Origin of the sequence: Segetibacter aerophilus, from assembly GCF_007991655.1 — a bacterium.
Lineage (GTDB): Bacteria > Bacteroidota > Bacteroidia > Chitinophagales > Chitinophagaceae > Segetibacter > Segetibacter aerophilus.
The window spans coordinates 103,180-118,942 of the sequence record NZ_BJYT01000014.1 but is presented as its reverse complement, the minus strand read 5'-3'; the positions used below and the strand labels follow the sequence as shown (position 1 = coordinate 118,942).

9 protein-coding genes are annotated in these 15,763 nt (G+C 41.4%); 5 read left to right on the top strand and 4 right to left on the bottom strand.

Translation table 11 applies throughout. The features are described 5' to 3' along the window. Positions 1-59: 59 nt before the first annotated feature. From SAE01_RS17470 to SAE01_RS17460, 3 genes are all read right to left on the bottom strand, one after another. On the bottom strand, positions 60-1,850 hold the full coding sequence (locus SAE01_RS17470; protein WP_147205082.1) for an acyl-CoA dehydrogenase FadE: 1,791 nt from the start codon (positions 1,848-1,850) through the stop codon (positions 60-62). 84 nt (positions 1,851-1,934) lie between these two features. Further along, positions 1,935-2,375 (bottom strand): MarR family winged helix-turn-helix transcriptional regulator, encoded by a 441-nt coding sequence (locus SAE01_RS17465; protein ID WP_147205081.1) that lies wholly within the window; start codon positions 2,373-2,375, stop codon positions 1,935-1,937. A 193-nt stretch (positions 2,376-2,568) separates the two neighbouring features. Beyond that, the gene (locus SAE01_RS17460; protein ID WP_147205080.1) at positions 2,569-5,328 is read right to left on the bottom strand and encodes a M14 family metallopeptidase; all 2,760 of its coding nucleotides are present in this window, start codon (positions 5,326-5,328) and stop codon (positions 2,569-2,571) included. A 308-nt stretch (positions 5,329-5,636) separates the two neighbouring features. Between SAE01_RS17460 and SAE01_RS17455 the strand changes: the two genes are divergently transcribed. The 3 genes from SAE01_RS17455 (at position 5,637) to SAE01_RS17445 (ending at position 8,869) form a co-directional block, all read left to right on the top strand. Beyond that, on the top strand, positions 5,637-6,452 hold the full coding sequence (locus SAE01_RS17455) for an alpha/beta fold hydrolase (RefSeq protein WP_147205079.1): 816 nt from the start codon (positions 5,637-5,639) through the stop codon (positions 6,450-6,452). Between the two features lie 20 nt (positions 6,453-6,472). Next, the gene (locus SAE01_RS17450) at positions 6,473-7,624 is read left to right on the top strand and encodes a glycosyltransferase (protein WP_147205078.1); all 1,152 of its coding nucleotides are present in this window, start codon (positions 6,473-6,475) and stop codon (positions 7,622-7,624) included. Between the two features lie 162 nt (positions 7,625-7,786). Next, positions 7,787-8,869: an ABC transporter permease gene (locus tag SAE01_RS17445; protein ID WP_147205077.1), complete on the top strand. Its 1,083-nt coding sequence runs from the start codon at positions 7,787-7,789 to the stop codon at positions 8,867-8,869. A gap of 28 nt (positions 8,870-8,897) precedes the next feature. On the opposite strand, the gene SAE01_RS17440 is transcribed toward SAE01_RS17445, so the two are convergent. Continuing rightward, positions 8,898-9,368 (bottom strand): Lrp/AsnC ligand binding domain-containing protein, encoded by a 471-nt coding sequence (locus tag SAE01_RS17440; RefSeq protein WP_147205076.1) that lies wholly within the window; start codon positions 9,366-9,368, stop codon positions 8,898-8,900. A 1,781-nt stretch (positions 9,369-11,149) separates the two neighbouring features. Between SAE01_RS17440 and SAE01_RS17430 the strand changes: the two genes are divergently transcribed. Then, positions 11,150-14,533 (top strand): methylmalonyl-CoA mutase family protein, encoded by a 3,384-nt coding sequence (locus SAE01_RS17430; RefSeq protein ID WP_147205074.1) that lies wholly within the window; start codon positions 11,150-11,152, stop codon positions 14,531-14,533. A 101-nt stretch (positions 14,534-14,634) separates the two neighbouring features. After that, a complete protein-coding gene (locus SAE01_RS17425) occupies positions 14,635-15,738 on the top strand; it encodes a metallophosphoesterase (protein ID WP_147205073.1) in 1,104 nt (367 codons plus the stop codon). Positions 15,739-15,763 lie beyond the last annotated feature (25 nt).

Genomic DNA, 15,763 nt, shown 5'->3' with positions numbered 1-15,763 from the left:
TTACGACCCGCTTTAATAAGGCTTATGAAAGCTTTTTAACTCATCTCCATCTACTTTCTCTATAGAGCATATTTCCCTTCCTTTATTAGTTTCTCTGCAATCCTTCTCCTTGCATCTTTTGTATTGTATGGCTGCATTTTTATAAACCGTTTAATTCCTAACAGCATCATCCGTTGCTCGTCGCCTTGTGCAAATGCGTTTATGGCGTCTTTTCCATATTTATTTATTTTGTCAGCTGCGTCAGTCAGGTAGACGCGCATCATATCCATTTCGTATTGCACTGCCGAGTCGCCCTTGGTGGCAGCCAGCTTAATCACACGAAGCAAAGCACTTTCCACTGTAAAAGTTTCAATGATCATATCAGCGACGTTCATCAATATTTCCTGCTCGCTTTCCAGTTTCATCATTAGCTTTTGTACCGCAGCTCCGGCTGTCATCAATATTGCCTTTTTAAAATTTGCGATAGCTTTTAGTTCTTTTGAAAACGGTTCCTCGTCTCCGCCACCAAACTCAGGAATTGCCATCAACTCTTTTTGTACGTTGGTTGCCGGCCCCATTAAATTCAATCTGCCTTTCATTGCCCGCTTGAGTAACATATCAACTATAAGCAAACGGTTTATCTCATTTGTTCCTTCATAAATCCGGTTAATTCGACTATCACGGTACGCCTTTGAAATTACATACTCGTCGCTATAACCATTTCCGCCGTGTATTTGCACGCCTTCATCAACCACAAAATCAAGTACCTCGCTTCCTAAAACCTTCATAATCGCACATTCAATCGCATATTCTTCAGCCGCGCCCAGCAAGGCTTCATTGAAAGGCTTTCCGCTTTCGACCAGTTCGGTTTCTTTGTCATCTATCCATTTTGCAGTTCGGTAGAGCGCACTTTCACAAGCCCAGGTTTGTATTGCCATTTCAGCAATTTTGTGCTTTATTGCTCCAAAGTTGCTGATTGATTGTTTAAACTGCTCGCGTGCAATAGCGTATTCGAGTGAAGTATTTAGAGCTCGTTTTGCACCACCCAATGTAGCTGCGCAAAGTTTCAAACGGCCTATATTTAAAATATTGAAAGCAATGATGTGTCCCTTGCCAATTTCACCTAACACGTTTTCTACAGGCACTTTGCAATCCTGGAAAAACAGCTGAACAGTAGAAGAGCCTTTAATGCCCATCTTATGCTCTTCAGCACCCTGCGTAAAACCTTCAAAACCTCTTTCGATAATAAAAGCGGTAAACTTCTCGCCGTCAATTTTTGCGAATACTGTATAAACGTCCGCAAAACCTCCATTGGTAATCCAGCACTTTTGACCATTAATGAGATAATGTGTCCCATCTGCACTTAGCCTTGCCGTGGTTTTGGCGCCTAAGGCATCACTTCCACTATTAGGCTCCGTTAATCCGTACGCTCCTTTCCACTCGCCCGATGAAAGTCTGGGTACATATTTTTGCTTTTGTTCTTCGGTACCAAAATATAAAATTGGTAACGTACCTATACCCGTGTGAGCAGACACTGCAACGGAAAAACTAAAACCTCCTCCAAGGCCTTCACTTACCAGCGTTGAAGTAATGAACTCTTTCCCAAGTCCACCAAGCTCTTCCGGTATTGACACATTTAGCAACCCCTGTTCTCCCGCCTTCGCTAATAGCGACGGCATCAGACCTTCTTCCAGCTTATCAATTCTGTCACTTGCAGGTATAACTTCAGTGTCTAAGAAGTCGCGGCACATGTCTTTAACCATTTGCTGCTCTTCATTATAATCTTCCGGAATAAAAGTTTCTGCAGGACTAGTTTCCTTAATTAACCATTCTGCGCCTTTAATAACTGCTGCTTTTTGTAAGGTTTCCATAATTAGAGGTTTAGGGTGGAAGGTGTAAAGTTTAAGGTCTGTACAGCTTCTTTGCTCTACGCCTTAAACCCTGGACCGTTCACCTTATTTTAGATTGTCATATACTTTTTGCAATACTGCTTTACACATTTCTATATCACTTGAGCTTACTCCGTCAAGGGCTTCGTTAAGTGTTTGGTTGGCCATGTCCATTGTCTCATACTGCAATTTTTTTGAGTCCTCTGTTAAATACACCAGGTTGATTCTTCGATCATCTTTTGAGGGTACTCTCTTTACCAATTTCAATTTTTCGAGGTTGTCTACAAGCCGGGTAATGCTAGGCTTATCTCTAAAGCTTTGCTTGCACAATTCCTGCTGACTCAAGCCATCCTGCTTCCACAAATGATATAAAACGCTCCACTGTTCTATTGTTATCTCAATGCCTGCCTGCTTAAAATTTTTTTGAAGTCTTCTTGCTACGGCAGTTGACGCCATCCCTGTAATAAAGCTGTATAATTCACCTCTTTTAAATTGGTTGTTTGGCATATAGTTAGTTATGCAACTATTCAAATGTAATAATTATTTTGCGGGATACAAAACAACATCGGCTGTTTTCTTGGAAGAAATTAATTACTTAATGATGGAAGGATTTGATAATTAATTGATGGTTAAAAGAGCACATTTTTCACCCTGCTTTTTAGCTAGAATTAGCCACTAACTTTTTCCACGAAAGCTGTCTTTATTTTTGGTCAAGGCGGTAGAGTTGGTTGAACAGCAGTTTGAAGGTGCCATGTGTCTGGCCTCTAAAAGTTACTTCAGGTCCAAAAACGACCAGCTTTCCTGCGCCTACTTTTGCCTCGAAAGCCGCTATGCCATCTTGCAAATACGCCTGGCCCCATGCCCATCCACTGCGTAGAGGCTTACCTGATGCAAACCATGCAATGGATTTCACGTCGCCGCTGGCAATTGCACCGGGAGCAATTTTAAACACAGGACTTGCATCGAAGTAGACATCTGCTTTTCGAGGCATTCCAAGAGTGGCGTCACTAGTTGTATCAACCGTAATATTCATGATACTGCCGGGAATGTAATATTTCTCGCCAGGTAACGGAACATCCTGGCCCTTCACTACTTCAACCAAAGCATTTCTAACCGGTAACCCGATATGGTAAGCAAGATTTGCGCTTGTGCCAATCGTTACAATTTTACCACCGGTTGCCATGAAACTTTTTAATCGGGGAATGGAAGTATCCTGCGTAATTCTTCCAAGTCTTTCCCTTAACTCTGCGGGGATTTCTTCCGGCTTTGGTTGCTGTCCACCTCCCCTGTTTGGGGCGCCCGCGGCTCTTACTGCCGGGATGGCTCCCGACACAAAAACCAGCACATCATATTTCTGCCGGAGATCTTCGTTGTCGACATCTTTTGAGTAAATAACTGTAAAAGGAAAATGATACTGCTCGAAAATCCACCTTACCCAGCCGGAAGAAATGGAGCCTCCATAAGTATCCCATAAGGCAATACGGAGTGGAGTTGCCTTCGTCATTACCGGAGGTCTTTTCTTCAGTCCCGTCACTTTCAATCCAAGTTCGTTTGAATATTTTTCAATTAAAGGTTTTGTCTTCGAATTTGCTTCAAAGTAAAACGAACCTGTAGCAATGTCTTTTTGTTGACTGGAAGATAAGCGATACACATCCACTCCCTTTTCTATTAAATCATTGACCGCTATAAAGGAATTGTTAGAAGCGGCACTTAAAACATATCCGTCTGAAGCAGCCTTTGTAACCAACCCTTTTGGTGATTGCAACTGACCATACGGGACCTTTTGAAACGGACCATCGAAGGCATTTAGGATTCGATCAAAGTGGATCCCCATCTCATATGCTAACGTCCAGCCGGCAGCATCGTAAGGTGGTATGGGAGGGCCGCCGGGATATTGAAAATCATTAGGATGATCTTGCGGCTCAAACATGTCAAGGATGTGGGGCCGGAAGGCCTGGCTTGTTTTAATGATGTAAGAGCCTGAAGGGTATTTCTTTCCTGCGACAGTAAAATCAGCACTGGCTCGATGAACGCCTATACCTGAGTAAATAAGGGCGTTGATAAACTTAACAGCCGTAGGAAAATCAGGTTGATCCGCCGAAATAATATAGCCTCGTGGGTCACGTAGCGTAGGATCTTTATAAACCGCATCAAAATATTTTGTTGGAACAGTATCTCGTTCAGAAATAGCGCGCTCACCTTCACCAGACCTCGCCAGCTTTTGATCTTTTTTGAATGCATTATTGATAGAGTCAATATAACGTGGACTAAGTGTCCACGTATCCCTGTTTCCTTTCTCGATAGAGTTTTTTCCCATTTTATAAATTCCGTATAATAAATCCTGCTTCTGGTTAATCGAGTAATTAAGCACTGCGTAATTAAGCGAAACGGAATAATCTATCGATTGCCTGAAGTGCCACTCCTGCGGAACGACTGGGTTTGGTGTAGCTCCATTAGGAATAAGGCGTGAAGGAACAAGCGGTATAGCAGCAGGCGTAGGGCCGCCAATGATTTCTGTAAGTAAGCCAACCATATTATGGAAATAGGCAGTTGTACGTAAACCACCATTCCACCAGGTCGAATAACTCGAGCCTGCTCTTTGTGTATAGCCCGGTTTTCCTTCGAGATTTAGCCTGTTGTTCATTGCTGCTCCAACGGCATCTATACTTGTAACTAATAGGGGATCAAAAGCATAATTGAAAGGATCGCGATATGGAGGACCTGCCAATACAGAACCGGCTGGCCCTGTCTGGTGATGATTGTAAATAACCTGGGGCATCCACTCGATGTATTGCTGCTTGCTGATGTTCTGCGTCTCTTTCATGTTCATCATGAAGAAATCCCGATTGTTATCGTGGCCGATGTATTTCTCATACAACCGCGGGATGTTTGTCTTGCGCTTTTTAACATCGCTATCCTTCATGTACCAATTCGAAACAAGTTCTTGCCCGTCAGGATTTGCATGAACAAACAGGATGATCGCTTCGTCTAATATCCTCAATGTTTCCGGGTCTTTTCTACTTACTAATTGGTACATGGTTTCGATCAATTGATGTGCACCAACTACTTCAGTTGCGTGCAGGCCTCCGTCTATCCAGACAACAGCTTTACCCTCGGTTGCTAAGGTATGAGCCTGCTCATCTGTTAGGTCTTCAGCACGGGCAAGCTTTTGAGAAATCTCTTTGTATCGGTCCAGGTTCCTGATGTTTGTAGACGACGAAATGATTAGCATGAACTGGTGTCTGCCTTCTTCCGTTAGTCCTATGTCAACCAACTTTGTTCTGTCTGATGCAGCAGCTAATTTTTTTACATAAGCTTCTGTCTGCGTGTAATTAGCCAATTGATAGTCGTCACCAATATTAAAACCAAAGTGTTCTTTCGGCGTTGGTATTACCTGGCTAGAACAAACAACCACATTCAGGAGAATAATGGAAACAGCAGTTAAAATCTTACTAATCATATTGGGAATTGTAATAATGGTGAATTTACCTGCTTTCGTTTTTCGAACCAAAACAGATCCCGCTATTTGCCTGGCTAAGGGGATTGTTTCATATTCTTGTATTCTTTGTTGAAAATCTTTTGTTCGTAGGAATAAAACAGTTGCCGCAAATTGTTACAAAAGACGAACGGATTGCGACGCAACGATGGAACAACAAGGGGATAATGTTTGTATCAAAATGTTTTTCTTTCTATTAATGAAGGCGCCTTTTTATCTCCATTTCCCATAGCATTGTTTTTGCAACAGCATTAAAACTTTTCTCACCACGAATGCAGAGCCACTACATTACTCATAAAAATTCCACTGTTCATTATAGGCAGTTTGGGAACGGGCCTAAACTTTTATTCTGCTTTCACGGCTATGGAAGAGAAAGCTATACTTTTTCATTTCTTGAAAAAAGGCTTGGAAACATCTATACTATCATCGCGATTGATATTCCCTTTCACGGGCTCACCAAATGGAAAGACGAACTGATATTGAAGCCGAAATACCTGGCGCAATTTATTCTTGATATACGGCAGGGGCTTAAAAAGGAGAACATGAAATTCAGCCTGCTTGGTTTTAGTATGGGTGGTCGAATTGCTTTACATCTTACCGAACTTTTATCGGGACAAATAGATCGTTTGGTGCTTTTGGCGCCCGACGGATTGTCTTTTAATTTCTGGCGATGGTTTGGAAGTGAGACGTGGATAGGCAGTAAGCTGCTTCACTACACCATTTATCATCCCGGGTGGATAGTTTGGGTAGTTGAAAAGGGGGAGAAGTGGAAGGTAATTCATAGAAGCATCGCGGACTTGATAAGATATTATATCTACGATGAGGAGCACCGTTTAAGCCTCTACAGGCGGTGGGTTTCGATGAGGAAGTTTAGCCCGGCGTTAGGGAAACTGCGGCGTTTAATAGTGAACAACGGCATTAAGGTGCGAATGCTGTTTGGTGCATTTGACAGAGTGATCCCGTACAAAGGAGGTGAACGATTCAAAGAAGGGATTGAAGCGTTTGCATCTTTCGAGGTTGTTGAAGCGGGACATAATTTGCTATCTGAAGTAAATGCAAGAAAAATAGCCCAACTAATAAATGACTAATTCTTGTTTTCTTTGCCCTGATGGCTTCAGCAATTATTATTTCGATTATCCTGCTTTTCCTTTTTGTGCATTGCGTATTGATTGAAAGCTATCGCAAATGGTTTTTGAAAGTGAAGCCGTTCATACCTGTTTCTAGCTCTGTTCCATCGATTTTTTTTTCGGTGATTATACCTGCAAGAAATGAGGAACACCAAATAGCTAAATGCCTGCGAAGTGTATTAGATCAAAACTATCCCTCTGAACTTTTCGAAGTCATTGTCGCGGACGATTACTCTACCGATAACACTGCCGGCATAGTGCGGCAGATGCAGAACGAATATAAAAACCTGCGTTTACTCCAGATAGAAAAACTATTGCCTCAAAAACAACTCAACAGCTACAAAAAGAAAGCGCTTGAGCTGGCAATTCAGCAAGCTAACGGAGATTGGATCGTGACAACCGATGCAGACTGCAATGTTTCAGAAGAATGGCTTTCAAATTTCTCAAATTTTATTCAACAGAATAATGCTGTTTTCGTGGCAGCTCCTGTCAAGTTTATAAACACGGGTTCCTTTGTTTCTATTTTTCAATGCCTTGATTTTATAAGCCTGCAAGGCATCACTGCCGCTTCTGTAAGTGCCGGTTTTCATACCATGTGTAACGGTGCAAACCTTGCTTACAGTAAGAAAGTGTTCTACGAAGTGGATGGGTTTAAGGGAATTGACAATATCGCCAGCGGCGACGATATGTTGCTCATGCACAAAATATACACGCGCTATAAAACACAGGTTCACTATTTGTTTTCAAAAGAATCAGTCGTAGAAACGCTTCCGATGGAAACCTGGAAGGACTTCTTTAATCAACGCATTCGATGGGCAAGTAAAGCGGATAAATTTGAGGATAAAAGGATTGTGTTTGTTTTGATCTTTGTTTACTTTTTTAATCTATCATTTCTTCTGTTGCCTTTCGCAGCGATCTGGCTTGATAACATTGGTTGGTATTGGCTGGCTATGCTTGCTGGTAAAACAGTCATTGACTTCAGGTTCATGGTTCCTGTCGCTAAATTTTTTAATGAAGAAAAACTGTTGTGGTGGTTCCCCATTATGCAACCATTTCATATTGGGTATACAATCATCGCCGGGTGGTTAGGAAAGTTTGGCAAGTACTCGTGGAAAGGAAGAGTGGTTAAGTGAGAAGGAAAGCTACGAGTTGCGAGCTTGTTAGCCAGTGGGAAATTTGCACTGGCAACTGGTATCCAAAACAGGCAACAGTGCCAGCCAACCTTTTGAAACTTGTAACTTGCAGCTCAAGTTTCCGTCATCCGTCAACTATCATCTGTCAACTAATTTTTCTTCATGCCTTCTGGTTCATACTCACAAGCCTTTTGGAAACGCCTTAAAAAAAACAAGGGCGCTATGTTTGGTTTGGTGATAATTTGCCTGTCCTTTCTGTTGGCTGTTTTTGCTTATTTCATTGCGCCAGATTCTTCGCCTAATGCAAACAAAATGACGGTTGAAATTGGTGGCGAAAAACCTGGGTTTACCATACATTTTCTGAAAATAAAAAACGAAAACATAGCTGAGAGAGTACCGTTCTTTTTACGGTTAGTAAATGGTCAGGAACAACCTTATTCATTGTTACCTATTACATCTTATCAAAAAGTAAACGACAGCATTATTGTTCAGAAGTATATAGATGAAGGGATAACGGAGCGACAATCGTATCATCAATCGAAGGTCGAACAGGAAATGGTTCTGCGGAAAACCTTTCTATTAGGTACGGATAAATTTGGGAGAGATATTCTAAGTAGGTTAATTGTAGGCATAAGAGTTAGCCTGAGTGTGGGACTGATCGCAGTAACAATCTCCGTCATACTTGGAATATTACTTGGCTCTCTTGCTGGTTATTTTAGGGGACGCATTGACGATATCATCATGTGGTTCATTAACGTCATTTGGAGCATTCCAACCCTATTACTTGTTTTTGCCCTAACGCTCCTACTCGGCAAAGGCTTCTGGCAAGTTTTTATTGCGGTCGGATTAACAATGTGGGTAAACGTAGCGAGACTTGTACGCGGGCAAGTGATGGCAGTACGCGAACTTGAATTTATCGAAGCAACACGAGCCTTGGGTTATTCGCATACCCGTACCATTGTTTTTCACATTCTGCCCAATATACTGGGTCCTGTAATGGTTATTGCTGCGAGCAATTTTGCATCAGCAATTGTTATAGAAGCGGGGTTAAGTTTTTTAGGTGTAGGTGTTCAACCGCCACAGCCCAGTTGGGGATTGATGATAAAAGAAAACTACAACTTCATCATTACCCATAATCCAATGCTGGCCCTCGCACCCGGATTAGCCATTATGATTTTAGTGCTTGCGTTTAACCTGCTTGGGAACGGTTTGAGAGACGCTTTAAATGTGCGGGGAAAGTTGTGATGTTTTTTAGTGCAATTCTGTAAATGACTTAATTATTAGTAACAACAACGTTGCGGCTGAAGCTTTCTTCAAGGGAGATAAACGTTTCTGTTCTTTCAATTCCTTTAATTTTTTGTAGTTCATCATGCAACACCGATCTTAGCTGCGTGATATCCTTGCAAATAATTTCAGCAAACATGCTGTAGTTGCCAGTTGTATAATTTAATCGTACAATTTCAGGAATATTTTTAAGTTCTTTTACAACATCGTCATACAACGAACTTTTTTCAAGGTAAATGCCGATAAAAGCAATTACATCGTATCCGAGCGCTTTTAGGTCGACATTTAAGCGGGTGCCTTTAACGATGCCCATTTCCTGGAGCTTTTTAATCCTGACATGAATAGTTCCGCCTGACACAAATAATTTTTTTCCAAGGTCGGCGTAAGAAATTTCTGCCGTTTCCATCATTTCGTAAATGATCTCATGATCCAGTTTGTCAAGATTTAATTTCCCTGCCATTTTTAATTCTTCTATTTTAAATTTTCTAACATATTCTACAAATATGTGGATATTTTCTAAATATTTAAAATAATACTTGAAGATTTTATAATGAAAAGGGAAGATGTTGTAATATTGCATAGTCAATGAGGATTGATGTACGATCTTTTTTTCTTGTGGGGTGATGAAATTTTTGGCAGACATGCCCTCTTGTCTCGGGGGTGAGGATCACGGGATAAACTTAAGCGTAGAGCCGACTGTTCCTTGCGTTCGGCCGACCAGGGTTGACCACTAAACTTTGCGTTAAGCTAACTGCCTCGTGGAGGTTCGACCCCTCCCCCTACAGCTAGTAAAATGGTAATACCTTTGAAGACCTAATACCAGGAACGAAATTACAGATGCTGGTGTGTCTTAGTTCTGTACCTTTAAAAAAAAGAGTTCTTATCAATACTGTGGAGTGATGAAATTTTTGGCAGACATGCCCTCTTGTCTCGGGGGTGAGGATCATGGGATAAACGAAGCGTAATGCCTTTCGCAAGAAAGACTGGGGTTGACCACCACAACATTGCACTTTGGCTAACTACCTCGTGAAGGTTCGAGCCCTTCTTCCACAGCTCTCTTAGCCTCAACCCTTCTCATTTGTGCATTGGGTTGGGGCATTTTTATCCAATTATCCGTGAAACAAAATCTAACCTATATTCTGTGCGTATGATAATTCAGTTTTTTCTCCTTGCGGTATTTATATTTATCAGTATAATAGTTATTAAAAAGTTTGTTAGGTGGGTTGTAAAAGAAGAGTATAAAGAAAGGTTGAGGATGTCTAACAAACGAATGAAAACTTCTACTTCTGCCTCATAAGATTTCGCTCTGCCTGTATTAACTCCGACGCAGATACGACTTAAAATTTAATGCCTTTGCTCGAAAGTTCTCTGGCTACGAGTTCTGGTAGTGATATTGTCTGCCCGCTAACGAGCTATTCTTTTTAGCATATCCTAGCAAATCTTTTTTTTTGCTTTTACTCAGATTTCCGTCTACGCTAAGGTGTTGTAGTTTATGCATAAAGAAAATAATTATTTCAATGTGCATCGTTACTGGTAAAAGAGTTGTCTCTAAGCAGATTACTCTTTTAACCCTGACTTATGATACTAACTTTTACATTTTTAATAATGTTGGCTTCTTCAGTTTATCTCATTCTTTACACAAGTCATCTAACACGTCGCACCCAGCAAGAACTTAAAAAGCAAGTAGTTACTAAAGCTGTCACAGATACAAGGCAGGAAGTAAGTCTACAAGAAGTGCGTAGCCACTTACTGGTAGAGGCAGTTTAAAAGGTTCCCTCTTATCAGTTTTGTAGCTTGTTTTATCAATTCAGCTAACACCGTTGTTTTTCAACTGGCCCGGCAGTAAGCAAGGGCCATTACGATTGTATTAATCTTCCCTTAGTAAGGCTTCTACCCTATAATTTATCTTTTCGAAACGTTACCAAGCATCTTGCTGTTAATGCCCGCTTGCCCACTTCCTTTTAGAATTTTTCTAAAAAAGGTCTAACTTCTGCTACTTCCGTAGTAATAATTGTGGAATTTTAGGCCGTGAGTTTGAATTCTTCTAACAAAATTTTTAGGCGATTTGCTAAAAAGCAACCGAAACCCTTTAAAGCGCTAATTTAGCTCACCGCGTAGGGAAAGTATGATTGTTGATAGTTAGAGAATAAATGGGGTTATTCTTTGGAAAGAGTTCATCGATATTAGATTAGTTACTCACCCATTACCTGCTGGTTTATAAAATTATTTAGAATTCGAAGTATGTCTTATAGTCTTCAACACAAAGTTAGAATCGTAACTGCGGCCTCTTTATTCGACGGTCATGACGCCGCCATAAACATAATGCGGAGGATAATGCAATCTAAGGGTGCAGAAATTATTCACCTCGGTCATAACCGAAGCGTTGCAGAAATAGTTGAATGTGCCATAGAAGAAGATGCGCAAGGGATAGCGATTACAAGTTACCAGGGCGGACATGTCGAGTTCTTCAAATACATGAAGGATTTACTTGACCAGAACGGGTGTGGACATATAAAAATATTTGGCGGGGGCGGAGGCACTATTCTGCCAGCTGAAATACGCGAATTACACAATTACGGAATTACGCGTATTTATAGCCCCGATGACGGAAGAACGATGGGCCTTGAAGGAATGATTGAAGATGTAGTCAAGAGTTGTGATTTCGCAGTAAATGGGAATTTAACAATATCAGGCAAACTACAGCTTGATGAAGTGAAAGACATTCGTTTTATCGCAAGAGCTATCAGCCACGCGGAGAACGGGCAGGAGTTTGAAAAGTTATTATTACCCATTCAGAACAATACTGATAAAGAAACGACACCGGTCGTAGGAATTACAGGAACAGGAGGCGCAGGTAAGTCATCAGTTACAGATGAAATTGTTCGTCGCTTTCTGCACACATTTTCGGATAAAACTATTGCAGTTATCTCTGTTGATCCATCGAAAAAGAAATCTGGTGGGGCTTTGTTAGGGGACCGGATACGGATGAACTCCATTCATAGCTGTCGTGCTTACATGCGCAGCCTTGCCACTCGCGAGAGCGATAAAGCTTTAAGTAGTCATGTGCAAGAGGCAATCGACATTGTTAGAAGTGCAGGATACGATTTCATTATTCTTGAAAGTGCAGGTGTTGGTCAAAGCGACGCAAGTATCTTAGATTATTGCGATATCAGCATGTACGTGATGACGCCGGAGTATGGTGCTGCAAGCCAGTTAGAAAAAATAAACATGCTTGATTATGCCGACATAGTCTGCATCAACAAATTTGACAAGGCAGGCGCTTTAGACTCACTTATGGAAGTGCGCAAGCAGTACAAACGCAACCACAATTTATGGACTGCCAAAGATGAGGACTTACCTGTCATTGGTACTACCGCATCAAAGTTCAATGACGAAGGGGTAAACCAGCTTTTTACCGAATTGATGAAAGTTGTTGAGATTAAGACAAATTTAAAATTTGCTCAAAAAACAATCGAACCTACAGAAGTAAAACATTCTATCAGCAGTTTGATAGTTCCTCCCAAACGCGTTCGCTATTTGTCTGAGATTGCTGAAAACAATCGGAAATATGATAGCTGGGTAAATGAACAATGCGCTATTGCTTCTAAACTCTATAACATAAACGGAACTGTTAAAGTACTGGCTGAAGTTGGCACTCGAACACCGGCAGTTACCGAAAGTCTCGAAGCAGCAAGGAAACAACTGGATGAACAGTTGCATCATGAATGCCGAAAGTTGTTGCAGCACTGGAATGACATCGTACAAAAGTACAGCTCCGACTTTTTTGAGTACGAGGTGCGCGACAAAGTGATAAAGCAATCTCTCATCACCAACACCTTATCCGGAACGCGTGTACCTAAGGTGGTTCTTCCGAAGTATAAAGATTGGGGCGATCTTTTGAGGTGGCAATTGCAGGAAAATATTCCCGGCGAGTTTCCTTATACAGCAGGGGTGTTTGAACTAAAGAGACAAGGCGAAGATCCAACAAGAATGTTTGCCGGCGAAGGTGGACCCGAGCGCACCAACAAACGTTTTCACTATGTGTCTTTAGGGCAACCGGCCAAGCGTCTTTCTACTGCGTTTGACAGCGTTACCCTATATGGCGAGGATCCAGAAATCAGACCCGATATCTATGGAAAGATTGGCAACAGTGGTGTTAGCATTGCAACTGTAGACGATGCAAAAAAGTTATATAGCGGCTTTGATTTATGTAGTGCTACCACTTCAGTAAGCATGACGATAAACGGCCCGGCCCCCATCATTCTTGCTTTTTTCATGAATGCAGCTATCGACCAGATGTGTGAGAAATGGATAGAGGAGCATGGTCAATGGCAACTGGTCAATGAAAAGCTTGATCAAAAGTTCAATAATTCTTCCAAGCCTTCTTACTATAATCCATCCTCACCAGAAAGGTTACCTGAGGGTAACAACGGCTTAGGTTTAAAACTGTTAGGACTTTGCGGAGACGAAGTATTGCCCGCCGAAATTTACCAGCAGATAAAAGCAGAAGCATTGAGTCAGGTGAGAGGAACAGTGCAGGCAGATATTTTAAAAGAAGATCAGGCACAAAACACTTGCATCTTTAGTACCGAGTTCGCTCTTAAGTTGATGGGTGACGTACAGCAGTTTTTCATCGACAATAAAATTCAGAATTTTTACAGCGTTAGCATCAGCGGGTATCACATTGCCGAGGCAGGAGCCAATCCCATTACACAGCTTGCCTTTACACTTGCCAACGGCTTTACGTACGTGGAATATTATTTAAGCCGTGGGATGAATATTGATGATTTTGCTGCAAACCTCTCTTTCTTCTTTAGCAATGGAATGGATGCAGAGTATAGTGTTATTGGGCGCGTTGCCAGGAGAATTTGGGCCAAGGCGATGAAGTATAAATACAACGCAAACGAGCGGAGCCAAAAGCTCAAGTATCATATTCAAACAAGTGGCCGAAGTCTTCATGCGCAGGAAATCGACTTCAACGATATCAGAACAACGTTGCAGGCGCTCTATGCTATCTATGACAACTGCAACAGCCTTCACACGAATGCTTATGATGAAGCAATAACTACCCCTACAGAGGAGAGTGTGAGACGTGCGATGGCGATTCAGTTAATTATTAACCGCGAACTTGGAACAGCTAAAAACGAAAACCCCAACCAGGGAAGTTTTTTAATAGAAGAACTTACAGACCTTGTTGAAGAAGCTGTGTTGACAGAGTTTGATCGCATCAATGAAAGGGGTGGTGTACTGGGTGCTATGGAGCGAATGTACCAACGCAACAAAATACAGGAGGAGAGTCTTTTCTACGAACACCAGAAACATACAGGTGAACTGCCTCTTATCGGCGTAAATACTTTCCTGAATAAAAAAGGTAGCCCCACTATTTTGCCTAACGAAGTTATTCGCAGTACCACAGAAGAAAAGCAACAGCAAATTCAAAATCTGAAAGCTTTTCTAAAACGTAATGAACACAAGTCTGCCGAGATGCTCAACCGGTTAAAGAACACTGCAGTCAACAACGGGAACCTTTTCGAAGAGTTGATGGAAACAGTAAAGTATTGTTCGATTGGGCAAATCACTCATGTTTTATATGAAGTAGGTGGACAATACAGGAGAAGCATGTAATGATGAAGCGCTGAAGATTTAGTTGTTAGTCATCATTTTATTTCCAATCGTCTTTTGTTGCGTCGCACCCTTGTACAGCATATTTTCATTCTACCTCTATCATGCGGAAATTTCTACAGGAGCTACTAGTAAAACCTATCAACCGGCTAGCTGATTATTACTCATCTCGACCAGACAAAGAACGTGTACACAAAGCTTTAACTGACCTCTATGCAAGCATTACATCCGACAATAAAAAAGGTCTATTATTAAATTTTAATGCGGAGACTGATCGTTTTATCATTTTTTCCGACATGCATAAAGGGACTAAAAATGGTGCGGACGATTTCAACTTCTCCGAAAAAAATTACTTGCAGGCTTTAGAGTATTACGAGAAAAACAAGTTCACCTACATCCAGCTTGGAGATGCCGAAGAACTTTGGGAAAACAAACTGGCTGCTGTAAAAAAGGCAAACGCAGATTCATTTGATAAGGAAAGATTCTTTTTACAGCGAAATGCCTTTATAAAGGTCTTTGGTAACCACGACCTTTTTTGGGACAACAGTCCTTTCAGCAGCTCAGAACTTGAAGACATCTATGCCCAAAAAGTAACTATTTACGAAGGCGTGGTGTTACGAACAACTGACAGCAGTAACTCCCTTGATATCTTTCTTACTCATGGTCACCAGGGCGACGAACTGAGCGATGGCAACTGGTTTACCAAGTGGTTCATAGCGAATTTGTGGGCGCCGCTTCAATCATATCTTTTAATTAATCCGAATACGCCCGCCTACTATAATTATTTAAAGACGGCCCACAATAAGTTGATGTATGAATGGGTGGCGCCACAACAAAATATATTATTGGTTACAGGTCACACTCATCAACCAGTATTTCAATCACTAACCCAACTCGAAAGATTATATAGAAGACTTGAATCAGCAAAAGAGTCAAAGGACGAAGCAGCAGTTAAAGACATAGAAAATGAAATACAAATAAAGCATCAGAAAGGGCAAATACTGCCTGATTTCTCTGGCTATAAACCCTCGTATTTTAATAGTGGTTGCTGCTGTTACAACGATGGCGATATTACGGGGTTGGAAATAGAAGCAGGACAGATATCACTGATAAAATGGGAATACAACGAAGACACCCAAATGCCCGGCCGAATATTGTTAGAAACGGTTGCCTTGTCAAAACTTATATCTTCCGAGGCTGTCAATTAAAGTCTTTGCTATTGCCACCGTCTTA